Source organism: Dolichospermum sp. UHCC 0315A (genome assembly GCF_008121535.1).
Lineage (GTDB): Bacteria > Cyanobacteriota > Cyanobacteriia > Cyanobacteriales > Nostocaceae > Dolichospermum > Dolichospermum lemmermannii.
Window position 1 is genome coordinate 4,129,169 of the sequence record NZ_CP043056.1, and the last position, 25,617, is coordinate 4,154,785.

Genomic DNA, 25,617 nt, shown 5'->3' on the forward strand with positions numbered 1-25,617 from the left:
AGTTCATCTTTGTCATGAGAGCAAATTATTTTCCGCAAGGGAAAGTCTAAATCAGGAGGTAAATAGACATTTATGAGCACAATTCTGATTGTTGAGGACAGTATCGTCCAAAGAGAGATGATCACAGACCTTCTGAAAGCTAGTGGCTTAAAAGTTACTCATGCAAGCGATGGCGCAGAAGCTTTAGAAGCCATTCACAAAGCACCTCCCGATTTGGTGGTTTTGGATATTGTCATGCCCCGCATGAATGGCTATGAACTCTGTCGGCGCTTAAAATCTGATCCTAAAACCCAAAATGTTCCTGTAGTCATGTGTTCTTCTAAAGGTGAAGAATTCGATCGCTATTGGGGGATGAAACAAGGGGCAGATGCCTATATAGCTAAACCCTTTCAACCAATCGAGTTGGTAGGAACAGTCAAACAACTGCTGCGAGGACAAGGATGAAAATAATATGGTTAACAAACCAGATTTTTTAAATGGAAGTGGGCAAGATCAATTCCGTCCCGAATTACAATTAGAAAGTCCCCAAGGTGAGTTGCATTTGCGGTTTTATCTGCCCTCACGTCAGGAATTTGCATTACAAGCTATGGGAATTCGGGAAGTAATTGAACTTAGTCCTGATCGGATTACACCAATTCCTAATACATCTCCCTTACTTTTAGGGACGCTAAATTTACGGGGACGCTTGATTTGGGTGGCTGATTTGGGGCAATTTATCGGGGAAACAACCCCATTAAACATGGATTGCTCAGAAATCCCTGTCATTGCCATTGAAGATCAAGATACGATAGTAGGCTTAGGAGTACAAGAAATTTGTGGGATGGACTGGCTTGATGTACAGTATCTAAAGCCACAAAATAACGTACCAGATGCTATGGCTCCGTTTTTGCGGGGAGAGTGGTTATTTGATACAGAAAAAGAAAAAAAATATTTACGACTACTGGATCAAATAGCAATTTTGCGAAGTGCGCGGTGGGCAGAATGAACTAGGGAGGGAGGATATGAAAGCACGTATAGATAATCAAGAGCTAACTTATGATCGGGCAAGAATAGCTTATGAGCAACAAGACTATGAATTAGCCGCGGTATTAATTGATAAGTTGGTGCAAAATTCACCAACTGACCCTAACTTACATTTGTTAAAGGGACATACATATTATATGTTGCAACAGTACGATGTGGCTAAAGATAGCTACCAAAGCGTATTGTATTTAACAAGCGAAGAAGAAGTTATTGGTCTTGTTAATAACTGTCTTGCAACTATAGATCAGTATATAGAGCCTTTTAGTGATTATGAATCTCCATCTCATGGTCTGGTGACAACTGGAGAATCTTTGGATTTAGGGATGATGGGGAATTTGCATAGCCGCAGTGTGGAAATGAACTCCTTTGCAGAATATGAACCACCCCTAGATCCTCTAGAACATAATCCGTTCGCAAGTCATCCAGATAGTATGGAATTTGACAGCAATTCATTAGATGGTGTCATGAGTGATGATCCCTTTGGTGTACCTACCGAATATCTCACCAGTGATCCAATATCAGGTCAATTAGAGTTACCACCTTTTTGGCAAGAAGATATTTCTGTCGGTGATAATCAGGCTGTTATTAATCACAATTTAGCTAATGGAACTTCAGCAATTAATGATGATTCCAGCAGCTATTCACCTTTTGCAGCAACTACATTATCCCTTGATTATGACTCTGAAAATCAGACTGAGATATTGATGGGGGAAGATATAGACGACTTAATGGATGATAACTTTGGAGACTTAACCCTCAGCCAAAACGATACATATTTAGAGATTAACGAACAGGCAATCAACAACAATCAGGATCAATCAATATCGGCATCATTTACCAACAATTCTGCGCCACCACAACGGCAGTTTAATTTCAACTCTTCATCAGCAAAAAATAACTTTGATGATGATAGTTTTGACTTAGATGCATTTGAAGCTGCTTTTGGGGCAGAGAATGAAGCAGATTTAGGTGCTGAAACCTTTATTTCCACTAAAGATACTAGTAATATCTCCAGTGGAGGCAGTAATAAGAATAATATAGAGTTTTTAAACGACTTTAATGAATTCGATGATCTCGGTGATATACCAGGATTTGATCTCACTGAAGATAGCAGTTTTGGCGATGGGGGAATGCTGTCAGAATCTCTAGATAGTCGGGGAAATTCGCTAAATCAATTTGTTGATGACTCATTAAATGATCAAGAAAGCGATGCTTATCAAGATCGCAGTTATCGTGATCAAGAACTATTCACAATTACTGGCGCTCAAGAAGCAGTTCCTGTTTTTACCCAATCAGAGGTGGCGAAGACAGAACCCAATGTAGCCTTTGACCAAGGCCTATTTGGACTCTTTGAAAACGCCTCCCTAGAGAAAAAACAATGGTGGATAGCCGGAACTGTCGGCTTAGTATCACTAGTGGGTGTAGCTATTGTGAGCGCGGTGGCAATTTCAATTTCACCTGCTCAACAACGGGAATCCGTGAAAAATACGGGTTTGTTAATGGCCTTAGCCGCAGGAGCTACAGGTGCAGCTACAGGTGCAGCTACCGCTGGGTTTATGAGTAATCTCACTCTCCAACAAATTCGCCGGACTACTAAGGATCTGCAAAGTCAGTTTGATTCTGTCCGTCAAGGCAATATGAATGTGGAAGCAACAGTCTATTCACAAGATGAATTAGGCTATTTAGCCACTGGCTTTAATGATATGGCTAGGGTAATTTTCACAACTACGAATGAAGCCCAACGCAAAGCCATGGAGATGGAAGAAGCTAAAGAAAACCTGCAACGTCAGGTAATTCGCCTTCTGGATGACATAGAAGGAGCAGCCAGAGGAGATTTGACAGTTCAAGCCGAAGTCACAGCCGACGGACTGGGAGCGGTTGCTGATGCCTTTAACCTGACAATTCAAAACCTGCGGGATATTGTTCAACAGGTAAAAGTGGCGGCACGGGATGTGACCAAAGGTTCAACTAATTCAGAAACCTTTGCTAGAGCCTTAGCTGGGGATGCTTTACGACAAGCAGAAGAGTTAGCTGTGACTTTGAATTCTGTACAGGTAATGACATATTCCATCCAGCGGGTAGCAGAAGCAGCCAAGGAAGCGGAAACTGTAGCCCGTGAAGCCAGTAAAATCGCTCAGAAAGGGGGAGAAGCGGTAGAAAATACGGTGGTAGGGATTTTGGAAATTCGGGAAACAGTGGCAGAAACTAGCCGAAAAGTGAAACGATTGGCGGAATCTTCCCAAGAAATTAACTCTATTGTTGCCATAGTTTCACAAATTGCTTCCCGTACCAATTTGTTAGCTCTTAATGCCAGTATTGAAGCGGCAAGAGCGGGAGAAGCAGGTAGAGGATTCGCTATTGTAGCTGATGAGGTGCGACAGTTGGCAGATCGATCTGCTAAGTCCTTAAAAGAAATTGAGCAAATCGTGATGCAAATTCAAAGCGAAACTAGCTCAGTTATGACAGCGATGGAAGAAGGAACACAACAGGTAATTCATCAAACTACATTAGCAGAAGAAGCCAAGCGATCGCTAGACAATATTATCCAAGTAGCCGATCATATTGATATTTTGGTAAGATCAATTACCAGTGATACCGTAGAACAAACGGAAACTTCTCGTGCTGTGGCACAAGTAATGCAATCTGTGGAACTAACGGCACAAGAAACCTCTCAAGAAGCACAGCGGGTTTCTGGAGCATTGCAACATTTAGTGGGAGTATCCCGCGACTTGATTGCCTCTGTGGAACGCTTCCGAGTGGAAACTATTGAATCGAGGTGAAAGGGAATAGGGAACAGGGAATAGGTAATTGGTAATTGGTAATTGGTAATTGGTAATTGGTAATACAGAATCTTACCTCTGGCAACTGACAACCGACAACTGACAACTGACAACTGACAACCGACAACTGACAACTGACAACTAACAACCCTATTTAACTAACTATGCAGCCGGAACAACAACAACGGATTTTAGGTTACTTTCTCGAAGAAGCCAGGGAACACCTAAACACTATTGAACAGGGATTGCTGAATCTCCAAGGTACCCTGGAAGATTCAGAAATGATTAATGAAGTATTCCGTGCAGCCCACTCTATCAAAGGTGGTGCGGCCATGTTGGGTCTAAGTAGTATTCAGCAAACATCCCACCGACTTGAGGATTGCTTCAAGATTCTGAAGGAGCATCCTATTCAAGTAGACCAAAGGTTAGAATCTTTACTACTGGATGTCTGTGATACATTAAAAGCACTGATAGACAGTCTTGGCAATCCCTTTGGTTTATCAGCAGAAAAAGCTCAAGCTTTGATGCTTAAAACTGAACCAGTCATGCAATGGCTGAATGAGCATATAGAAACACTGTTAAAGCAAGGAAATAATGGAGTAAACAACCTTAATCACAATCATCTCCAACCACCAATATCTGCTGTTATTCCACAGATCCAGAAATCACCTGTAACAACCAGACAAAATCAGGATTGGACAGAGTTTCAAGGGCAGGTATTAGAAATTCTGCGGGAAATGCTGCAACAGTTTAAACAAACTAACTTAGGGCGTTCCCGCGAAAATTTGCAAGAATGCTGTCATCAATTAGTAAAAATTGGTAGAGACTTAAATTTATCAAATTGGTGTAGTTTGTGTGAATCGGCAGCCCTTGCCATATCCAATCCTGATCATAGTTATCTGACTTTAGCCAAAATTATTATTACTGAAATTAAACAGGCTCAAGAATTAGTTCTTCAAAATCAAGATGCAAAAATTGCGATTAGTCAACAGCTAGAAACTCTGTTTCCTCTTCCACAACTGAAGTTATTGGAATTTGAGGAAACGGAAGCTGAGGAAACTTTATTTACAGACACAACAGAACTAAATACCACTAACACAACTGGATTTATTAATCAATCGTTGTTTAATCATCATCAGTCAATCTTTACTCACAATCCTCCAGAGATAGGACTTTCTGAGTTAAACAGTCTTGCTGATTTATTTGAAAGTGATACACCTGACTTAGATGATAATTGGCAACAAGAAGAAATATTAGAAGATATCACTAACTATCAACTACTAATTACTAATAGTGAAGTTGAAGAGAATCATCACGATTTAGCTGATTTCCTTTTCTTTGAAAATGACGATAAACATGAAACAACTGCCAACAATGGAGATGATTTAACTGTCTTATTTGATGACAATTTATTAGAAACAGACAATATCTCTTTGTTAAATCTGCAATCGGAAACAGTTGATTCTCAACCGATAGAATTTGGTCATCTGTTGGACAATAGTCCAGATTTACAATTCCCATCAGATGATGTTCTCACAGAATTAATCTCAATTTCTAGAAAATCTCGCCAGCTTAATCCTGAAAATGAGGCAACTAACACTAATAAGTTAGAGGAATTATTGACATTCACTGAAGACGATGAATTGTCGGTTATATTTGAAATAACTGAAGCAGAAAATATTGCCCTCTCAGAAATAGCCAGTGCCTCTGAAATCAGTTTTGATAATTTGTTATTAGAGGAGAATAAATACGCAAAAGATCAGGCAGATGAAAATGCTAATTCTTCCGCAAAAATTATTCCTACAACCATAAAAACATCAAAAATAAAACCATCAGCACCAGAAAGTTTATCATTAGATAATCTGTTTGTAGAAGTAGCAAAAAATCCACCACCGCCAACAAATGAAATTGATGACTTATTTGGGACATCAGAAATTACAACTAATCTTGCTAATTCAATAGATAATTTAGATAACTTCTGGGATGATCTGGACACAACAGACTCAAAAATTACTACTTCAGTTAATCAAGATATAGCTAAAGAATTAGAGGAAAGTTTATTTAGGGCATCAGTTGAGATTGTTCCCAAAAATCAGCATTCAGCTACAAATAATAGTTTAGATAGAAAAGATTTTGATCTGATTTCCCAAGCACAAGAACAATCTTTTGATTTATTTTTCACATCAGATACTGATAGCCAGACGCAAGAGCCAGATAATTTATTTGGTGATTTTGGAGATGTCACCTATAGCACTGTTTCCATCGTTGAGTTTAACGAATTATTTTGGACAGAAGTTAATGATTTTCCTCAATCTCCAGAAGAACTAAATTCAATCCCAGAATTTACTCATCAACCTCCAAAAATAACGGCAAATCTCCAAATAGTTGAGAATGTTGAAGATGAAAATGATGACAATTTAATCTTGTTTACAGAGGAAATAACAGATTCTTTAAATACTGTTTCTGAAGAATTAATTGCGAACATTGATATTAGTGATTTAACAAAGAACGAAGATAATGGACTAAAGATTAGTTCACAGCCACCAATAATTATTCAACCTACTGTAGTTAAGTCTCAAAATACTTTTTTGACCCTTCGACAAGTTCAGGACAACGTCTTGGGACTAGAAGATGAATTTAGTGAATTAGAAAACTTGTTAGAACAGGCTGATCAAAAAATATCTAACTCATCAGCAACATCAAGAAAAACTTCTACAGGTAAAATCCCCCGTCCCATGACTCGACGGACGATAAAAGAAGAAAGCATGAAAATTCCAGTTAAACAACTGGATGATATGAGTAACTTGGTTGGGGAGTTGGTGGTAAATCGCAACACCTTAGAGCAGGATCATGAACGTCTGCGACAGGCACTAGATAGCCTATTGCTTCAGGTGCAGCACCTCTCCGATGTGGGAATGAGGATGCAGGAATACTACGAGCGATCGCTCTTGGAATCCTCTCTTCTCTCCACTCGCCGCTCTAGAGAATATGATAATTCATCTGACAATTCCCATAATCGTGGGTTCAGCGACATCGAAATGGATCGATTTACGCCTTTTCATATCCTGGCGCAAGAAATGATTGAGTTCATCGTGGGAGTCCGGGAGTCAGCCAGTGATATTGACTTTATTACCGAAGAAACAGAACAGGTATCCCGACAGTTACGCCAAGCAACTAACCAGCTACAAGCAGGACTAACAAAAGCCCGAATGGTGCCATTTGCCCAAGCTGTTGATCGCTTACGGCGAGGAGTGCGGGATAATGCCATTAGATATGGCAAACAGGTAGAGTTAGTCACAGAAGGTGTTGATACCCTGGTTGACAAGATGATTTTAGATCATCTGACAGATCCTTTGACTCACATGGTCAATAATGCGATCGCCCACGGCATTGAAACCCCAGAAATCCGGCAAGCAGCGGGTAAATCACCCACAGGTATCATTAATATTCGCGCCTTACAACAAGGAAACCAAACCATTATTTCTGTCAGTGACGATGGCGCTGGTATTGATCATCAAAAAGTTAAAAACAAGGCAGTTAAAAAAGGTATCCTGACCCCTGAACAGGCACAAACCATGTCTCGGATAGATGCCTATGAACTTTTATTCCTCCCTAGCTTCAGTACCGCCGATGAAGTAGACGATACCAAAGGCAGAGGTATGGGCATGAATGTCGTCCAAAACAATATCAGCGAAATTCGTGGGACAGTTGGGACTGACTCCACACTAGGTAAAGGAACTAGCTTTACAATTCGTCTGCCACTGACTCTGAGTATTTGTAAAGCCCTATTCTGCATCTGTGATCGCACCAGAATCGCTTTTCCCATGGATGGTGTAGAGGATACTCTAAGTATCGCAGCCAAAAACATTCAGCAAGATGATGATGGACAATCATTTATTGTTTGGAGAGATATTAACCTCCCCTTCCAACCTTTAAAAGACATCTTAGTTTTTAATCGTCAGCTTACCCGTGAGAACGTCTATGGGACTAAAAAAGATGATGATCTGATTTCTGTAATCATTGTCCGCTCGGGGAATACAATGATTGCTTTACAAATTGATCAAATTCTGAGTGAACAGGAAATTGTAATTAAGAAATTTGAAGGTCCAGCACCTAAACCCAGTGGTATAGCTGGTGCTACAGTTCTCGGCGATGGTATGATTATGCCTATCGCTGACGTATTGGAAATTATTGATATCTTCCAAGGTAAGATGTCTAAACATATCGGTGGCAATTGGCAGCACTCAGGTTTATCCTCAATAGACATCCCACTCGCTGATAAGGTAGAAATAACAGTATTAATTGTTGACGACTCGATCACAGTTAGATAACTTTTATCTCTGACCTTTACAAAAGCTGGTTATCGTGTAGAACAAGCCCGTGATGGACAAGAAGCCTGGGATAAACTTCGTTCCGGTTTACCTTGCGATATCGTTTTCTGTGACATCGAAATGCCTCGTTGTGATGGACTAGAATTTCTCTCACGGATTCAAAAAGATAGTTCTTTTGACCAGCTACCTATTGCTATGCTTACCTCTCGTGGTGCTGATAAACATAGACAAATGGCGCTACAACTTGGGGCTAGTGGCTACTTTACTAAACCCTATTTAGAAGAAGCACTTTTAGAAGCAGCTTCGCGGATGCTCAAAGGAGAAAAACTCGTAATTGCTTAACCCTTTTTCCTGGATTTCTCGCCAGAGGGATTTCTTAGTTTATACATTAAAACGGTATTTTGTCAATAAGATTTAGATGCGTTTCCCCTGCATATATAGCGGGCAAGATGCCCGCACTACATAAGTTTTCTGTTCCCTCTGACTGAATAGCAACTTCAAAAATTCACAATAATTTCACCAAATAGAACGAAAGGCACGGAAGCCACTTGGCAATAGATGCGTGGAGGAAGTGCCAACGGCGAATTTATTCGCGGTGACATGATAGAATTAATTAGCAAGTAGGAATAACCATCAGCGCAAAGAAGTGTTTTATTAAGGAGAAACCCCTGATTTATCTCGTCTCGGCATAGCTGTAGCCTGGGTAAACAAGCAATGGTAAATCATGGAGCGTTTAACATTAAAAATTGATGGACTCACAAAAGCAGCAAAAAAAAATCAAAAGTAAGCGCAATTGCAATACCTGTCGTACTGGTAGTTGCCTTGAGCGTCTAGGAGGATAATTGACTATCCTTTTTAAGTAAGCAAGTCTTAAAGAATCTGCGTGTCTTTAGACCGCAGAGTGTCAACGTAACTTCATATTTATGGATATACAACAATTTGCTCAATTAATTATCAACGGTATTGCTGTAGGTAGCATTATCGCCCTAGCAGCAGTTGGACTGACCTTAACCTATGGGATTTTGCGGTTGTCTAATTTCGCCCACGGTGATTTTCTCACTTTGGGAGCTTATTTAACCCTTATGGTCAATGCTATGGGTCTAAATATTTGGCTGTCAATGATTGTGGCTACCTTGGGAACTGTGGGAGGAATGTTACTAGCAGAAAAGTTGCTGTGGTCAAAAATGCGGTCTATCCGTGCTAGTTCGACAACTCTGATTATTATCTCTATCGGTCTGGCTTTATTCCTCCGCAATGGGATTATTTTTCTCTGGGGAGGTAAAAACCAAAATTATAATTTGCCTGTGATTCCGGCTTTAGAATTTGGGACATTAAAAGTACCGCAAAATCAATTATTGGTACTGGGATTAGCGATTCTGGCGATTTTATCGCTTCACTACTTGCTGCAAAATACCAAAATTGGTAAGGCAATGCGGGCAGTAGCTGATGATTTAGATTTAGCTAGAGTTTCTGGTATTAATGTTGATAGAGTAATTTTGTGGACTTGGGTAATTGCTGGGACATTTACTTCTTTAGGTGGCAGTATGTACGGGCTAATTACCGCCGTGCGTCCAAATATGGGTTGGTTTTTGATTTTACCTTTGTTTGCTTCAGTGATTTTGGGCGGAATTGGCAATCCTTACGGAGCGATCGCCGCAGCGTTTATTATTGGTATTGCCCAAGAAGTTAGCACCCCTTGGCTAGGCTCACAGTATAAGCAAGGTGTAGCCCTATTAATCATGATTTTGGTGCTGCTTATTCGCCCCAAGGGTTTATTCAAAGGCACGATTTAAACAGCACCAGCCTACTTCTAACTAGTCAATGATGTGGAAGTAGTAAGCTGCTACTAAAAAGTTAATAGCCAAAAGTAGCAATGCCCAACCAGTACGGAAAACGTAGGAAGGTTTAGCAGCAGGTTTGCTCTTAGCAGTCATAAGCGGTTCTCCTAATTTAGTGACTTTATGAACTACCCCATCTTACTTCGTTGAAGATGGGGTTTCTACGTCCCCCATCAGTAAGTTGAGATTTTTGACGTTTCACTCGACCCAGTTGCTTCATACTTCCAGCATTCTTGCGTTTGCTGGTATTTGAAGTAGAGCTAGAATCATCCACGTCTAAGAGGCTAGTTCCTAACCCCTGTAGATTATTTGAGTACCAAAGTAGCATTACTTCTGCGGCAGCGATATCACGCTGTTGGGTATACCCGCAGTTATGGCAAACATGAGTCCGTTGGTCTAAACTCTTCTTTTCTTGATGCCCACATTTTGGACAAGTTTGAGATGGTTTTACCTTCCTTGTAGGCACTTCTACAAACAAGCCACCAATGTCTGATAATTTCGCTTTTAGAGCGGACTTTATCATCCCCATTCCCACATCAAGAATTGATTTATTTAACCCAGCCTTTTGCCTTTTACGTCTACCTTTTTTAGCTTTGGCACTCATTTTTTTGACTTCTAATTTTTCAGTAACTACCGTGCTATTACCGCTGATTATTCGTGTAGTTTCTTGGTGAACAAAGTTCTGTCTTTGGTTAGCAACTTTTCTCGAAAGTTTACTAACTAACTTCTGAACTTTCTTCCACCTTCTAGAAGCCTTAACTTTCTTTTTGAAATTGGGAGAACGTTTTCGACGTTTTGATTTACCCAACTCTTGATTTTTTTGTTCTGCTTTTCGGAAAAACCGAGGTGCAGCCACTAAACCATTTTCTTCACCATTTGTCCAAGCAATTGCATCATTACAACCTAAATCAATTGCCATAACACCATTATCAGTTTTGCGGCTATTCTTTAACAAAATATCATCAATTTCTAAGACGATGGAAGCATACCATTTACCATTGCGGTTAACGATATCTAAAGCTTTAGGATGCCCCCAAAGTCTAGCCTTACCGCGCATTTGGATTTGACCAATCTTTGATAATTCTAAATAGCCGTTATCCCCTGTGCTATGTACTTTCCAACCCGTAAAAGATGGGTAAGTCCAACCGGAATAATGGCGAGGCGATTTGAATCTAGGATACTTTGCTAGTCCCTTGAAAAACCTTTGAAAAGCAAAATCAACCCGTTTTAAGGTGGCTTGTAATGCCTGGGAATTTATTTCTTTATATTCTATCCAGACTTCTTTGAAATCCGGTAAACAGTTCTGTTGTTCAAAGTAAGAAACAGATTTACCAAACTTTTTGTATGAAGTAATGCGGTTAGATACAGCAGCATTATACAAATCTTTATGAAGTTGGCGGTGGTAGTGCAACATTTCACTGACTTGTTTATTAGGATATAGTCGGAAAGTCGCTCTCCGTAACGCCATTGATGTTTTTACCTCTTGTTTCTGTTTACTTCAAATACTATTATATATCTATCTACATAGATATGTCAACTCATGAAAAAACCAAGAACACAAACTGAATGGCAACAGAGAAACAAAGACAAAGTTAACAAGTATAATGCTAGATATAGAAAGAGTAAAATTCGGATTGGGCTAACGATAGATAAAGAAGTTGCTGAAAGGATATCGGCAATAAAAGACCCAAGTCAAAGTTATGGTGAATGGTTGCGTCAGATAATAGATAATTTACTTGCGAACCAATGCTAATATTTTGTCAAAAACTCAACTGTCCTCAAAATTCTTTTACTTGCAATAAAAAACATTTTAAGAACGTTTCGTTTTTGACTTGCTTACATCCCCACACTAGGAGTACATTGAGGGTGGGGAATTACGCAAAACTGTTAAAAATATTTTTGTAAGGTTGGTCAGTTGTCAGTGGTCAGTTGTCCGTTGTCCGTTGTCAGTGGACAATTTTCTTCTGCCCCCTGCCCCCTACAACCTCATTCCTCTCCAGCGTGATAGGAACTACGAACCAGGGGACCGGAACGGACGTGATTAAATCCCATTTCCTTGGCTATATTGCCCAGTTCGGTAAATTCGGCTGGAGTCCAATATTTTCGGACGGGTAGATGGTCTAAAGAAGGGCGCATATACTGGCCAATGGTGAGGCGATCGCATTTTACAGATCGTAAATCCGCCATTGTCTCAATTAATTCCTCTATTGTTTCTCCATGTCCCACCATCACACCTGACTTTGTGGGAATCTGATGATTCAATTCTTTAACTGTCGCTAATACAGCCAAAGAGCGGTCATATTTTGCCCCTCGGCGCACGGTTGGGGTTAACCTGCGGACTGTTTCAACATTATGGTTAAAACAAGCTGGTTGAGCCTGAATAATCATCGCTAGGCTGTGACGTTGAACTTCTGCACCCCCACTACCCCAAAAATCTGATGTCAGGACTTCAATTTGAGTTTCAGGGTTCAGGTGGCGGATAGTTTCCATTGTTTTGACAAAATGACCTGCTCCGCCGTCAGCTAAGTCATCACGAGCTACAGAAGTTAATACCACATACCGCAACCCTAAAAGTTGTACTGATTCTGCCACCTTTTGGGGTTCTTGTTCATCCAAAGCCATTGGGGCATGACCTTTATCTACTTGACAAAAAGCACAGGCGCGAGTGCAAGTTGGACCCATTAATAAAAAAGTTGCTGTTTTTTGGGCGTAGCATTCACCCCGATTTGGACAACGCCCTTCTTCACAAATTGTGTGGATTTGTCGTTGCTTAATGATACGTTGGACAGTAGAGATTTCACTAGCTTTGCCAAGAGGGCGACGCAACCAGCTAGGCATAGTCATAATTTCTGACTTGATATCAACTTGTTGTGGAGAATTCATAAGACCTCACGGTAGGTGGGAAACTCAGCGTCTTTAGACCTGAGAGGGAAGCGACGCGGGCGGTTTTAACCGCTGTGTCCTTCCTAATCTAGTTTGTATTCTCTAATCAGTCTTTGTGTAGCCGATGACTGAGATACCCCCCAGTTTGCGGCAATCTTTTCTAGCTTTGCCTTGTCTTCTTCCGACAAATAAATAACAGTACCTTTTTTCCTAGACATGATGACAATTGAATATTAGTATGCTATGATAATAATATCATAACATTGCAGCCCGAACAATGCCTAAAGTTCAGAAGTTCATGGGGGTACAACAGGTTTTGTTGTCTCCCGATCATGAGATGAAGGCAATTTTAGAATATCTTTGTCAACAGTCGGGTAAGCTCTATAACAGTGGTGTTTATTTTGCTAGACAAACATTTTTTAAAACTGGAAAACTTTTAACGGGTAAGTTTGATTTAGCTTATGAACCTTCAGTGGCTAAAACTATGATCGCTCAATCAATGCCATCTACACCGGCACAACAAACTTTATTGTCTGTGATTGAGGCTTTTAAATCTTTCAAAGGATTACGTTCTTTATTCCTTAACGGACAATTACCTTTTAAACCGAAAGCTCCCGGCTATCTAACAGGTTCTAAACTTTTCAAAGTTGCCTATCCTAATAGCGGTGGACAAAGACCAACTCTAATTAATGGACAACTTAGATTTTCGTTAGGACTAACTGTAAAAAGATGGTTTGGAATTTCTGAATTTTTCCTACCAATGCCGTTAAACATAGATATATCAAAGGTTAAAGAGTTCACCATCCTACCTAAGAACGGGGCTTTTTATCTGGAAATGTCTTATGAAGTCGAGAAGCAAAACCACGTTTTAGACATCAATCAAGCTCTGTCTATTGACTTGGGAACGGCTGATAATTTAGCTGCTTGTGTTGATACATTGGGTAATTCACTATTGATTGATGCCCGTGCGATGAAGGCAATGAATCAATTATGGAACAAGAAAGTATCTACCCGCAAGGACGGAAAACCGGAGGCTTATTGGGATAATTGGTTAGACCGTGTGACCCGTAAACGCAACCACCAAATGCGTGACGGCATTAATAAAGCTGCAAAACTAATTATTGATCATTGCTTAAAATACGGCATTGGTACATTAGTTATTGGCTGGAATGATGGGTTTAAATCTAACGCTAATATGGGGAGAATTAATAATCAAAAGTTTGTCCAAATGCCGTTAGGTAAACTCAAAACCCGGCTAATGCAACTTTGTGATTTACACGGTATTAGATTTCAAGAAACCGAAGAAGCATACACATCAAAAGCTAGTTTTCTAGATGGAGACTCCCTACCTAAGTTTGGTGTTAGCGAAGCGGGGCGAAGCCCAAAACCAGACGGGTGGAAAGCATCTGGAAAGCGTGTTAAGCGTGGTTTGTACAAATCTGGTAATGGTTCATTAATAAATGCAGATTTAAATGGCGCGGCCAACATTCTGCAAAAAGTAGCCAGCAATTTAGGCATAGACCTAAGCTTACTGGGTAGGCGTTGTTTGACGAACGCAGCGAGAATTAGGGTTTGGGTTTTACCTAAATCTATTCTGTCAGTAGAATCTCAGTCCCTTTAGGGCTGAGAGTGTCAAATAGTAGCGAATAGGGAATAGGGGAGGAGAAAGTCCAAAAATGTGTAGTTTAGACAACTATGGTGCAAATTGATCAAAACGTCAGTAAAAGTTTCATCCAACACTTGCATTTTGAGAATTTGTGTTAGAAAATACTCTTCCCCAATCTACATAAATTTTGGATATAGCGAGAGAATTCTTAAAAGCAGTGGGCAACCAGCCATCTAAACAGAAAATTAAGTAGTTTTGTATTTGGTAATAATTCTTGTCATCTGAAATACTTAGTATTAATAACAAGAATAGTCACCTCGAACTTGAAAAAGCTATTATCAGCATTGAGTTTAGGAGCGAGATACTCAGGATGAGATTTCGATCTGTACTCTTTGCGATCAGTTTTATCGCAAGCCTGTCATGGCACATTCAAAATACAACTCAACTTGCAAAAGACAATGAAAGCTCTGTTAAATCTGGGCAAAATTGTCTTATTTTTCGACAACGTTCTGCGACAACATCAAAACTGATTTATGTACAGAAAGTAGGGTTTGAGCTAAATTCTGCTATATCTGAATTTTAGCTTAAAAAAGTAGAAGCCCCTCACCTGCCCGATAAGGAAATGAGAGGCTTCTAGCTTCTAAGAGGATGTTTGAAAAGTTTTTAATGTATAAATAAACCCCTCTCCAAACCTCTCCCCGACGCGGGGAGAGGCTTTGAAACCCCCATTCCCTTGTAGGGAAGGGGGGAAGGGGGGTTAGGTTTCTGGAGATTATCGGTTTCATCTAATACTTTTCAAACAACCTCTAAGTTAAACGATAGCAATGTAAGGATTGCCAATAATACCATCACCATTGGCATCTATGCCGAAATTAGTTTCTTGAGTGAAAGCATCAGCCGAATTTAATGCAAATTGTCCTTCGGAAGAAACGCGATTCCAGCTATTATCCAAATGCCAAATATGCAAGTAGTTTCCAGCAGTATTTTTCCAAAGAACTTGGTTATCTCCATTCACAGTTTCCACTGCTAAAGTTTGCCATCCTGGATAGATATCTGGGAAGATTTGGACTCCACTATTTTGAATAGCAATTGGGGTGGCTGTTCCCACTTGGACAAAGTATTTATTAGCTGTATCTTTGACCAGTTTAGTATTGCCGGTTGATTCAATTGAGGTATAAGGATTGCCAATAATACCATCAGCATTAGCATCTATGCCGAAATTAGTTTCTTGAGTGAAAGCATCAGCAGAATTTAATCCCCAATTTCCCTCAGAAGAAACCCAATTCCAGTTATTATCTAAATGCCAGATATGCAAAAAGTTTCCAGCAGTATTTTTCCAGAGAACTTGATTATCTCCATTAACCGTTTCTGCGGCTATCGTTTGCCATCCTGAACCGTAGATATCTTGGTAGATTTGTTGTCCACCATTTTTGATGGCAGTTGGGTTATTTGTTCCGATTTGGGAAAAGTATTTGTTTGTTGGATCTTTAACTAGTTTAGTATTACCTGCTGCTTCAATGAGAATGTAAGGATTGCTGGCAGGATTACCAATAACGCCATCACTATTAGCATCTATGCCAAAATTAGTTTCCTGGGTGAAAGCATCAGCCGAATTTAATCCAAATTGTCCTTCAGAAGAAACCCAATTCCAGTTACTATCTAAATGCCAAATATGCAGATAGTTTCCAGTAATATTTTTCCAGAGAACTTGATTAACTCCATTCACGGTTTCTGCGGCTATCGTTTGCCATCCTGAACCGTAGATATCTTGGTAGATTTGTTGTCCACCATTTTTAATAGCAGTTGGGTTATTTGTTCCGATTTGGGTAAAGTATTTGTTGGTGGGATCTTTGACTACTTTAGTATTACCTGCTGATTCAATTAAGCCGTAAGGATTGCCAATAATACCATCACCATTGGTATCTATACCAAAGTTAGTTTCTTGAGTGAAAGCATCAGCCGAATTTAATCCAAATTGTCCTTCAGAAGAAACCCAATTCCAGTTACTATCTAAACGCCAAATATGCAGATAGTTTCCAGTAATATTTTTCCAGAGAACTTGATTAACTCCATTCACGGTTTCTGCGGCTATCGTTTGCCATCCTGAACCGTAGATATCTTGGTAGATTTGTTGTCCACCATTTTTAATAGCAGTTGGGTTATTTGTTCCGATTTGGGTAAAGTATTTGTTGGTGGGATCTTTGACTACTTTAGTATTACCTGCTGATTCAATTAAGCCGTAAGGATTGCCAATAATACCATCACCATTGGTATCTATACCAAAGTTAGTTTCTTGAGTGAAAGCATCAGCCGAATTTAATCCAAATTGTCCTTCAGAAGAAACCCAATTCCAGTTACTATCTAAACGCCAAATATGCAGATAGTTTCCAGTAATATTTTTCCAGAGAACTTGATTAACTCCATTCACGGTTTCTGCGGCTATCGTTTGCCATCCTGAACCGTAGATATCTTGGTAGATTTGTTGTCCACCATTTTTGATAGCAATTGGTGTATTTGTTCCAACTTGGGTAAAGTATTTATTGGCTGTATCTTTAACTAATTTTGTATTACCTGCTGATTCAATTGGAGTAAAAACATCATCATTAGTAATAGTTCCGGTAACGGCTGCGGTTGTCACAATGGTGTAACCAGCACTGGGAGCTAAGGTTAAAGCAACGGTTTCATCACTTTCAACGGTGGTATCTGCTGTGGGGTCTATGGTTAAATTTGCCGTACTTGCACCCGCAGCAAAGGTAATGCTTCCGGCTGTGCTTGTAAAGGTTGCTGCTCCGGTTTGAACATAGTCAGTGTTAAGTGTAGCTGTACCAGATACTCCATAGTTTACAGTTAAGGCTGTAGAAGTATTTCCACTTCTAGTGAAAGTGTAAACTAAATTTGGTGTTCCGTCTTCTGCCACAGTAGTGGGATTAAGACTTAAAGCAATAACAGGAGTGTCATCATCAATAATTGTACCTGTGACAGTGGTGGCTGTACCGATAGTGTAATTTGTGCCAGAAGCTAGTGTTAAAGCAACAGTTTCATTACCTTCAAGGTTGGTATCTGCTTTAGGAGCAATGGTTAGAGTGGCTGTACTTGCTCCTGTCGCAAAGGTAATTGTTCCTGTTGTAGAACCAAAGCTGGCTGCCCCCGTTTGGGTATAGTCTGTATTGAATGTGGCAGATCCGCCAACATTATAGTTAACGATTAAAGGACTCGTTGTAGCCCCCTGACGAGTGAAAGTATAAACTAGATTAGTTGCCCCATCTTCAATGACACTGGCAGGAGCAACAGCAAGATTAATAATGGTATTATTAGCCTCATCATCAGCAATGATCACTGTTGCGCTATTCGCTGTTCCCAAATCGTAATCCGCAGTATCAATTAATGAAAGGATTACAGTCTCATTTCCTTCTACTAGAGTATCGTTAACTGGAGTCACGGTAACGGTGGTTGAAGCCTGACCAGCAGGAATAATTACCGTAGAAGCAATGCTATTGTAGTCGGCGCTAGATGCAGTTCCCGAAATTGTGTAATTGACGGTGAGAGCGTTGGTTGTGCTTCCTGTGCGAGTGATTGTAAATACACCAGTATTAGCTGTTGTTCCTTCTCCAGCATCACTATCTGTAGCTGCGACAGTGACAATAGTAGAATTTCCAAAACTCCCTGCTTGAATAAACACTGCTGAATCCAGAATAGAGTCACTGGTATCTGCGATCGCCAGCTTTATATTATTAGTAACACCTGGAACAAGACCTGTTGCATTCGCACTTAATACAGTAGTAAAACCATCGAACTGCGTATTATAAGTAGTTCCATAGTTGGGAATGAAAAATGACGAATTCGTTCCTGCTAATGGTGTAGATGAATCACCAGCGTTGACAGTATCGATAGAAACAGGAGTTGTTGTCCCAGGTATCAGGGCAATGTTTTGACCATTTAAGTAAAAGGCAAAAACATCGTTATACGATGAATTTACATACTCATAATATTCTTCAGAGGCAAATACATAGGAGAAACTCAGAGTGGTAGTAGATGGAATAAAGTCAAACTCTAATACTGCTGCATCATTTGTGGTAAGAGGACTGACTATGGCATCCAGATTACTGTCACCTGGTCTATCATTATCCAAGCCTCGACCAGTTGAGTTGTTTGGACCTTGGGCAAAAGCAATATTTCCAGTGCTAAGAATAATACCGTTCTCTATGCCTATACCTGCTCCTATTCCTCCACTAAAAACACCCCCAGCAACATTCGCACCTGTAAAAGTTATATTGCTGGCTGTAATACCAGATCCCAGTAAAGTGTTAACAAGTTGTGTCGCAGTAACTGTATTTAAATCCGTTGTACTGACTGTACTTTGCTCGACTATCAGTTCTTCCCCATTCACGGTAATAGTTGCGTAGTCATTTTCTGCTCTTAAATTTGTTAATGACTGAGCATTCAAACTATAACCCTGTACTAATGTGGCAAAAATTGCCCCTTCATCACCAGCACTATCGGTTTGATTGATTTGAGCATCAACAAAATGCCCAATTTCTTCTAACAGAACTGCACTAATGGCTTCTGTTGTAGCATTTGCTAAAAAGCTATTTGACAGATAAATCTTATTTGTACTACTAGCATAAGCCCCGTTAGCACCGACAAGAATGCTACTATCAAGAATTTCAATTTGGGGAACTTGACTAAAATCACCAGATAGCCACTGTAAACGCAGAATTTCCGCACCGCTGCGGTTGTATTGTGTACCAAAAGCGGTATCGAAAACCTGCCAGAAATTGTCTAAACCTGAAAAGTCGCTCAGTTGATTGTATGTCAGCGTCAGGGCAGAGTTGAGTATGGTATTCATGGATTTAATTAATTATTGATATTAAAATGATGTTTGAAGGCAATAGGATGTGTCACAACTTGTAACACTTTTTAGTTAAAGACTATACACGAAAGAGTTTTACATAAATACTTGTAAGTGTCAAGTCCTATGTCTATGCGACAAGTTAGGATATTTCTTACTTAGTATCAGTATCAATTTTTGACAACTTATATTATTCCCATCAAATATGCAATTACAGCGGTTTCCGCTCTTATGAGGTACAAAGTTGAATCATGAAACTTTTGTAGTGCGGGCATCTTGCCCGCTAGATATGTACCTCATAACACCGGGAAGTGCTGTAAAATGAAGCTGTATAGAATCAAATTTCAAGAATTATTAACCGCAGATAAACGCAGATAAACGCAGATAAACGCAGATAAAGACGGATGAATTAATGAATTTCATGATTCTGTGAAGTTTAACATAAGTTTAGTATTATTGCTGTTTAATCATAAAAATGGGTAATTGAATATTGAAGATTCAGCTTCATTACCAATTACCCATTACCGATTATTTAGGAATAACTTACAATTCCTGTAACTCCTTATTTGTAATCACACTAACTTGTGTACTCGCAACTTTTGCTGCTTGTAACATGGGAGTGTTAGTGACAGAATTATTAGCCAAAGTAAACAAGGGATTGGATAAAATTCCAGAGATAGTAGTAGCTATTAAAGTTACTATCAAACCCACTTGTAAGGGTCTAAGTCCTGGTAAATCCCAACGCACTTGGGGATAATTCTTCACCACGTCGGACATTTCTTGGGGTTCTTTGACTACCATCATCTTAACTACGCGAATGTAGTAATAGATGGAAACCACACTGGTAACTAAACCAAGTAAAACTAACCAGTAAAGACCAGCTTGCCAACCTGCCCAAAATAGGTAAATCTTCCCGAAAAATCCGGCTAATGGGGGAATACCACCCAATGATAACAGGGAGATACTCAAGCCCAGTGTTAAAAGTGGGTCTTTTTGATACAAACCGGAGTATTCAGAAATTTGGTCTGTTCCTGTTCGCAGTGAGAACAATACCACACAGGTAAAGCCGCAGAGGTTCATAAACAGGTATACCAGTAGATAGAAAATCATACTGGAATAGCCGGCATCAGTTCCCGCAATTAAGCCAATCATCACAAACCCAGCTTGGGCAATAGATGAATAAGCTAACATCCGTTTCATGCTAGTTTGGGCTAGGGCGACAACGTTACCCAACACCATACTCAGCACTGCAAGGGCGGTGAAAACAAATCTCCACTCATCTGCCACAATTGGGAAAACGGTGGTTAAGAGACGGATAGCCAGGGCAAATCCTGCGGCTTTAGAACCGACGGATAAAAAGGCAATAACTGGGGTGGGTGCGCCTTCATAAACGTCTGGTGTCCATTGGTGGAAGGGTGCAGCGGAAATCTTGAAGCCAATACCCGCAATTACGAAAACCAGAGCAATTACTAAACCCAGGGATTGACCAACATTTGCTGTGGCGATACCATTGGCGATCGCAGTTAGTTCTGTTTGTCCACCGGATAACCCATACAGCAGGGAGACACCGTACAAAAACACCGCTGTACTGGAAGCACCAATTAACAGGTATTTCAACGCTGCTTCATTGGAACGAGGGTCACGTTTTGTATAACCTGTCAACAAATAAGAGGAAATACTCAAGGCTTCTAAAGAGATGAAAATCATCACCAACTCATTAGCGCCGGATAAAAACATTCCTCCCAAAGTCGCAGTCATCAAAATGGCAATAAATTCGGCTAAAGGCGTACCACTTTGTTCAACATAGCGAATTGACATCAATATTGTTGACATTGCTGACAGGGCGATAATCCCCCGAAAGACAATACTCAGGTCATCACCATTAAAGCTACCAGTAAAGGCAATGGGGGTAGTAGTATCCCATTGGAAGTATAGAGCAATAATCGCGGCTGTTAAACCGAGGGTAGCTAGATATGCAATCCAGCGCGCAGATGTCCGTCCCAAAATCAAATCAACAATCAAAACCCCCAAGAGGGTAATCATGACGATTCCCTCTGGTAAAATCGTTCCAGCATTTAACTGGGATGCAAAATTAGCAAAATCCATGAGATGTATAGGTTTTAGCGATTAAACATTAGGGATAACACAAGTTTATTCTATCTATACTTCTTGACTAAAATTGCATTGATCTTTCTATCTTTAACAGTTGGAAATTCGTATATTTAATTTTAGCTATCAGTAAATGTACCGCAATAACTCAAAATAAACAGTCGAGTACATAACTGAACTGTTCAGTGTAGGGCGATTTTCGGGAAAGAGTTAACACCGTAGAGAGTAAGGATCTTGGATTTAATAAGATATCAAACTTTGTTTTAGGTTTCTTGTCCTACACCAAAACAATAACCGAAAATTACAGGTTATTTGATCCACGATCCTAAGCATCACCTTCTGAATAACTACCTTTTTTATCTTGTTGTCAATGTTTATTAACCTTTATAACGCACTTTGCCTTCATTTAGAACCATTTAGGGCTTGAATGGCTGCATCTTTTGCCTGAATTGACTTAATCAAGAATCTATATCCTCAAAGCGATCGCTTCGCTAGTACTGTGAGTCGTGATTTCTAGGCGATCGCATTAATAAAGAAAAAAGATAGGCAAGTATCAAGTATTTAATCACAAAAATTGGTGTTTTATGAGGCAATTACTTGTATTCATTGATATCATTATCAGTAACATAAGCCACCACTGGACTTGTCTTTTGACCATCAGCAGTAACAATGACATCTCTACACCCTAATGTTTCTTTCATCTTGGCATCGGCATCAGCTAAGGTTGCAGTCTCTGGCAAAAATACCACTATTGGCTGACATTGTTTTCCCTGCTCCTTTCGCCAATCAAGGTAATTTTGTAGGGTTGGCTGTGGTGTTGTACCTGATTGACGTTGTTCTAAAAAAGCTGATACATTAACTTTATAGACTAAATTGACGTAATTTTTTGTCGTTTTATCAACTACAATTGTTCTATATCGATTCTTAGAATTTAGATCCTTCAAAACGTCTTCTAATGGGTTGTTGAGATTATCCTGAGAGAAGACAAGACCGTTGGCGAGAGACTTTAGTGAAATGTTTGCGAGCTTATTGTCTGGCGGCGCGGCCGAAACTAAATCACTTCTGACTTGCTGAAATACAGTCGCATTTCGATCAGTAGTACTTGAAGCGGCCTCAAAGGCATTGCGCGAAAAATAAAATGCCAGAATCGTGCCTACCCAAGTTCCGTATAAAGGTAGCGTTGAATCCATTACCCGTTGTGAGACCAGCGACCTTTCTTTAGCATCTGTCGTACTAAAAATTGCCGTGGCTGAGACAAGTAATATTGCTACTATCGAAGCAATAAGAACCCCGAAGGCAATATTCTCCCTATTTCGAGCATCAATTTTTTCGTTCGATACAATCCCTTCTTGAGTAGTCTGGGCTGTGGACTGACCCTGGTTAGTTGCAGGGCTGGCTGAAGGGGTCGGAGAGATAGTCATAATGAAGATTACTATTATTTTGCTACTAGACAATAACACCCCTAACAATCCAAGAAAGGAAAGTATAAAAAATGTTTACATTTTCAAAATTCTCTATTTCAGTGATCGCGGTTTTGCAGATGATAAAGGGCGATCGCTTTTCGTGGGAATGAGATTGGAGGGGCGATCGCTATTCCTGTGAGTTGTGATTTTTGGGCGATCGCTTAATAGTTATTGGTCTTTGCGATCGCCAATAACTGCATCGTTGACTTCTCTCGCATTATAATTAACGAGAAATACTCTGCCTCTAGGACGCGCCTCCTTAGAAGAAGCTCTTTCTGCACCTATGAAAGAGTTAGCTAATGCCTAAATTTAGTATACTAAAGTGAGCTTACTAAAATTTATGATACTATTTTAACTGTCAAACTGTTTGTTGGTGAATAAAAACCTTACTTCGTTCCTGTTTACTGATTATTATCATAAATTTATGTATAGCAAACTACAATGACTGCAAATACACAGTCAGCATTAGCAAAGTTACTCTGTGGAGACTTGGTGTCTGATGGAGAATCTGTTAATGAAATACTAAGTCATTTATCTACTTCAATTGATAATGTTGTTGAAGAGCTTGTAGCACTTTTAACACAAGAATCACCAAGTCCTAACCAAATCTCACTATTTGCCCCATTTTTAGGGAGAAGTATACTTGAATTGGGATGTACAGCCATGATTGCTAGACTAGATCCTTTTAGAGTTCTGGTAATTAGAGAACACCAGAACCAGCCTGATTATTCTAAAGACAAACCGAATAAGTCTTCTATTCATTGGCAAGGTGATGTTTTAGCGGAGAAAGTTCCTGATCTTTGGGCTAATAAATCGTTACAAAGCCCTACTAGAGCATTGCTCGGAGATTACTACAAAAAATTGATATGGTCTCCTAATTTTAATAAACTAATGGATTCCATCGCAGATGTCAGTGGCGACGATTGGATTGCGCGTCTTAAAATGAAAGAGTTTGAAAAGTTCTACAATGAAACTCTTCAAGATTTTTCAAGCCTATACTCTGAACTTTCTAAAGGAATACATCATGAAACGGTAATCCCTTTAAGTTCTGCTTTAGATCTAGCGACTACCAGATTTCTAATGGAAAAAACTGTTTGTAATATCGCTACACTTGGTCTATTTGTTAATGTGGTTAGTCACACTTTCAATAAACTCAATATGTCAGATGCGATCACCGCTTACAAAGAAATTCAAGAAATGGGAGTTTTCTAATGGTTAATGATAGTTCTGAGTATACGTCACTACTGATCTTAGCCGCAGAAGATTGTTCGGCTGAAGAGTTTGCTCAATTCCATTCTTTCTCAAAACAAGAGCAGCGTTTTATTTCTAATTTGATTGCTCATGGTCCAGTTCTATTAAAAGGCGCACGCGGCAGTGGTAAAAGCGCACTAATGATAGAAGCATCAAGAAAAATGTATCCTGAAAACAAGACAAGTGCTGCATTCGGGATATATATCAGCCTCCGTCATCTTGAACTACTTAGAAGTGAAGGTGAGAAATATGAAAAAACGTTGTGCCAGTTAATAATTGATGCCGTAAAGGAGACAATTATCAAATCAGAAAATCCATTTGAGTTTGAGGCTTTACCAAACATAACATCACTTCAGAAAGAGTTATCTGGTTTATCAAGTGCGTCTGGGAAAAGAATTGTTATTTTATTTGATGATGCAGCTCATATTGGTCGGGAAGCACCACTTCATGAGTTTTTTGATATGTTTCGGACTTTATCGAATAGTACAATATCGTGTAAAGCAGCTATTTACCCTGGAGTTACTAAATTTGGTACAAGATTCGATGTCTACAATGACGCTACTGTGATCGATGTTTCAAGAAATGACGAGCTAGAGGGATATAACAAGAACTTTGCTGAGATTGTTAGAAAAAGGTTCTTACATCAGCTTCCCGAAGAGTCTTTCTCTGGTCAACTGACTTTAGAAAAAGTTGCTGGATTTATGGGGCGGGCTGTACTTGGAAATATGAGGGGATTCTTATTTGCGTGGAATAGTCTTTCAGCTAACTGTAAAGACAACAAAATTAGTTTAGCTGATATTACCAAGACGCTGATAGACATTGCGAGTAATTACTATTGGCCGTTGATTGATGAGCTTAAGCCAAAACTTGGTATTTACGCCCCAATGATTGATCCTGCAACTTCGATTGCGGAGTCGATATTTAAAGAGGCGGGCGGACAAAAAAAACAGAATGTACTCATTTTAAAAGAGATCGTACAACGTTTATCAAAGCCATTAGAAATACTAGAATATACTGGATTTATTTCAATTCGAGATGTTTCACGAGCAATGAAATCAAAAGGAAGAGGAACAAGATATAGTTTAAATCTTTGCACTTTATTGGAAAAAATTCCTGGAGCTAAAGTTACTAATCAAATTTACATTGAATGGTTAAATGAGAAAAATGAGAAAAATGAACCTTTAGAGTTGCACAAGGGAAGTGAATTGTTTAGGATTCCACTACCAGAATTACTTGGGTGCGGGGAAATGCTAATTTTAAATAGTGATATTAGCGTCCTAAAAAAATCTAAGACTTATCCTTATGGACTCACAGAACATAAAGTTAACATCCTCAAATCTGCCAACTATAATACTGTTGCTGAATTAGCAGAAGCTAGCGATGATGCTTTATTAAGATTGGGTGAAATAGGGGAGGGAACTTTAAAGAGGATTCGTAGTACTGTTGCTCAAGCTATTTGGATGTAGATATTTCTGTCAAATAAC

General features: G+C 39.6%; 16 protein-coding genes and 1 pseudogene. 10 read left to right on the top strand and 7 right to left on the bottom strand.

Annotation, left to right across the window (positions count from 1 at the left end):
• The first annotated feature begins 72 nt into the window (after positions 1–72).
• The 3 genes from BMF77_RS19685 to BMF77_RS19695 are packed head-to-tail and all read left to right on the top strand — an operon-like array spanning position 73 to position 3,803.
• Positions 73–444 carry a response regulator transcription factor gene (locus BMF77_RS19685; RefSeq protein WP_148765165.1) on the top strand — a complete coding sequence of 124 codons (372 nt, stop codon included), beginning with the start codon at positions 73–75 and terminating at the stop codon, positions 442–444.
• A 7-nt stretch (positions 445–451) separates the two neighbouring features.
• On the top strand, positions 452–985 hold the full coding sequence (locus BMF77_RS19690) for a chemotaxis protein CheW (RefSeq protein WP_148765168.1): 534 nt from the start codon (positions 452–454) through the stop codon (positions 983–985).
• Positions 986–1,001: 16 nt separating this feature from the next.
• Positions 1,002–3,803, top strand: coding sequence for a methyl-accepting chemotaxis protein (locus BMF77_RS19695; protein WP_148765170.1), 2,802 nt, complete (start codon positions 1,002–1,004; stop codon positions 3,801–3,803).
• Here BMF77_RS19695 and BMF77_RS19700 read toward each other — a convergent pair.
• Positions 3,787–3,951: an alpha/beta hydrolase gene (locus BMF77_RS19700; RefSeq protein WP_210422236.1), complete on the bottom strand. Its 165-nt coding sequence runs from the start codon at positions 3,949–3,951 to the stop codon at positions 3,787–3,789. The two genes, BMF77_RS19695 and BMF77_RS19700, sit on opposite strands and share 17 nt — an antisense overlap.
• Positions 3,952–3,967: 16 nt before the next feature.
• Between BMF77_RS19700 and BMF77_RS19705 the strand changes: the two are divergent.
• Together BMF77_RS19705 and BMF77_RS19710 are read left to right on the top strand one after the other, a co-directional pair.
• A pseudogene (locus tag BMF77_RS19705) lies at positions 3,968–8,476 on the top strand (response regulator).
• Between the two features lie 581 nt (positions 8,477–9,057).
• A complete protein-coding gene (locus BMF77_RS19710; protein WP_148765172.1) occupies positions 9,058–9,927 on the top strand; it encodes a branched-chain amino acid ABC transporter permease in 870 nt (289 codons plus the stop codon).
• A gap of 21 nt (positions 9,928–9,948) precedes the next feature.
• Here the strand turns inward: BMF77_RS19710 and psaX are convergent, their stop codons facing one another.
• Positions 9,949–10,068, bottom strand: coding sequence for a photosystem I protein PsaX (gene psaX / locus BMF77_RS19715; protein ID WP_015081431.1), 120 nt, complete (start codon positions 10,066–10,068; stop codon positions 9,949–9,951).
• A 25-nt stretch (positions 10,069–10,093) separates the two neighbouring features.
• A complete protein-coding gene (locus BMF77_RS19720) occupies positions 10,094–11,440 on the bottom strand; it encodes an RNA-guided endonuclease TnpB family protein (RefSeq protein ID WP_148765174.1) in 1,347 nt (448 codons plus the stop codon).
• Positions 11,441–11,512: 72 nt separating this feature from the next.
• Here BMF77_RS19720 and BMF77_RS19725 point away from each other — a divergent pair, with 72 nt between their 5' ends.
• On the top strand, positions 11,513–11,725 hold the full coding sequence (locus BMF77_RS19725) for a hypothetical protein (RefSeq protein ID WP_148765176.1): 213 nt from the start codon (positions 11,513–11,515) through the stop codon (positions 11,723–11,725).
• A 233-nt stretch (positions 11,726–11,958) separates the two neighbouring features.
• Here the strand turns inward: BMF77_RS19725 and lipA are convergent, their stop codons facing one another.
• Positions 11,959–12,855 (bottom strand): lipoyl synthase, encoded by an 897-nt coding sequence (lipA, locus tag BMF77_RS19730; RefSeq protein WP_148765178.1) that lies wholly within the window; start codon positions 12,853–12,855, stop codon positions 11,959–11,961.
• 298 nt (positions 12,856–13,153) lie between these two features.
• On the opposite strand from lipA, the gene BMF77_RS19735 reads away from it, so the two are divergent.
• Positions 13,154–14,476 carry an RNA-guided endonuclease TnpB family protein gene (locus BMF77_RS19735; RefSeq protein ID WP_148767101.1) on the top strand — a complete coding sequence of 441 codons (1,323 nt, stop codon included), beginning with the start codon at positions 13,154–13,156 and terminating at the stop codon, positions 14,474–14,476.
• 796 nt (positions 14,477–15,272) lie between these two features.
• Here BMF77_RS19735 and BMF77_RS19740 read toward each other — a convergent pair.
• The 3 genes from BMF77_RS19740 to BMF77_RS19750 form a co-directional block, all read right to left on the bottom strand.
• Positions 15,273–19,307 (bottom strand): choice-of-anchor L domain-containing protein, encoded by a 4,035-nt coding sequence (locus BMF77_RS19740; RefSeq protein ID WP_148765180.1) that lies wholly within the window; start codon positions 19,305–19,307, stop codon positions 15,273–15,275.
• A gap of 546 nt (positions 19,308–19,853) precedes the next feature.
• Positions 19,854–21,416, bottom strand: a complete 1,563-nt coding sequence (locus tag BMF77_RS19745; protein ID WP_148765182.1) for an NAD(P)H-quinone oxidoreductase subunit N — start codon at positions 21,414–21,416, stop codon at positions 19,854–19,856.
• A 596-nt stretch (positions 21,417–22,012) separates the two neighbouring features.
• Entirely contained in the window at positions 22,013–22,840 is an 828-nt protein-coding gene (locus tag BMF77_RS19750; RefSeq protein WP_148765184.1) for a hypothetical protein, read from the bottom strand.
• A gap of 1 nt (position 22,841) precedes the next feature.
• On the opposite strand from BMF77_RS19750, the gene BMF77_RS19755 reads away from it, so the two are divergent.
• The 3 genes from BMF77_RS19755 (at position 22,842) to BMF77_RS19765 (ending at position 25,599) form a co-directional block, all read left to right on the top strand.
• On the top strand, positions 22,842–23,021 hold the full coding sequence (locus BMF77_RS19755) for a hypothetical protein (protein ID WP_148765186.1): 180 nt from the start codon (positions 22,842–22,844) through the stop codon (positions 23,019–23,021).
• A gap of 302 nt (positions 23,022–23,323) precedes the next feature.
• Positions 23,324–24,094, top strand: coding sequence for a hypothetical protein (locus BMF77_RS19760; RefSeq protein WP_148765189.1), 771 nt, complete (start codon positions 23,324–23,326; stop codon positions 24,092–24,094).
• Positions 24,094–25,599: a hypothetical protein gene (locus BMF77_RS19765; protein WP_148765191.1), complete on the top strand. Its 1,506-nt coding sequence runs from the start codon at positions 24,094–24,096 to the stop codon at positions 25,597–25,599. Before BMF77_RS19760 ends, BMF77_RS19765 begins: the two co-directional genes overlap by 1 nt.
• Positions 25,600–25,617: the final 18 nt, after the last annotated feature.

Excerpts from the sequence above, each read along its gene's own strand:
- BMF77_RS19720 (WP_148765174.1), bottom strand. The coding sequence starts at position 11,440 with ATGGCGTTACGGAGAGCGACTTTCCGACTATATCCTAATAAACAAGTC.
- BMF77_RS19750 (WP_148765184.1), bottom strand. The coding sequence starts at position 22,840 with ATGACTATCTCTCCGACCCCTTCAGCCAGCCCTGCAACTAACCAGGGT.
- BMF77_RS19690 (WP_148765168.1), top strand. The coding sequence starts at position 452 with ATGGTTAACAAACCAGATTTTTTAAATGGAAGTGGGCAAGATCAATTC.
- BMF77_RS19760 (WP_148765189.1), top strand. The coding sequence starts at position 23,324 with ATGACTGCAAATACACAGTCAGCATTAGCAAAGTTACTCTGTGGAGAC.
- psaX (WP_015081431.1), bottom strand. The coding sequence starts at position 10,068 with ATGACTGCTAAGAGCAAACCTGCTGCTAAACCTTCCTACGTTTTCCGT.
- BMF77_RS19765 (WP_148765191.1), top strand. The coding sequence starts at position 24,094 with ATGGTTAATGATAGTTCTGAGTATACGTCACTACTGATCTTAGCCGCA.
- BMF77_RS19740 (WP_148765180.1), bottom strand. The coding sequence starts at position 19,307 with ATGAATACCATACTCAACTCTGCCCTGACGCTGACATACAATCAACTG.
- BMF77_RS19745 (WP_148765182.1), bottom strand. The coding sequence starts at position 21,416 with ATGGATTTTGCTAATTTTGCATCCCAGTTAAATGCTGGAACGATTTTA.
- BMF77_RS19710 (WP_148765172.1), top strand. The coding sequence starts at position 9,058 with ATGGATATACAACAATTTGCTCAATTAATTATCAACGGTATTGCTGTA.
- BMF77_RS19755 (WP_148765186.1), top strand. The coding sequence starts at position 22,842 with ATGAAGATTACTATTATTTTGCTACTAGACAATAACACCCCTAACAAT.
- BMF77_RS19685 (WP_148765165.1), top strand. The coding sequence starts at position 73 with ATGAGCACAATTCTGATTGTTGAGGACAGTATCGTCCAAAGAGAGATG.
- BMF77_RS19695 (WP_148765170.1), top strand. The coding sequence starts at position 1,002 with ATGAAAGCACGTATAGATAATCAAGAGCTAACTTATGATCGGGCAAGA.
- BMF77_RS19725 (WP_148765176.1), top strand. The coding sequence starts at position 11,513 with ATGAAAAAACCAAGAACACAAACTGAATGGCAACAGAGAAACAAAGAC.
- lipA (WP_148765178.1), bottom strand. The coding sequence starts at position 12,855 with ATGAATTCTCCACAACAAGTTGATATCAAGTCAGAAATTATGACTATG.
- BMF77_RS19735 (WP_148767101.1), top strand. The coding sequence starts at position 13,154 with ATGGGGGTACAACAGGTTTTGTTGTCTCCCGATCATGAGATGAAGGCA.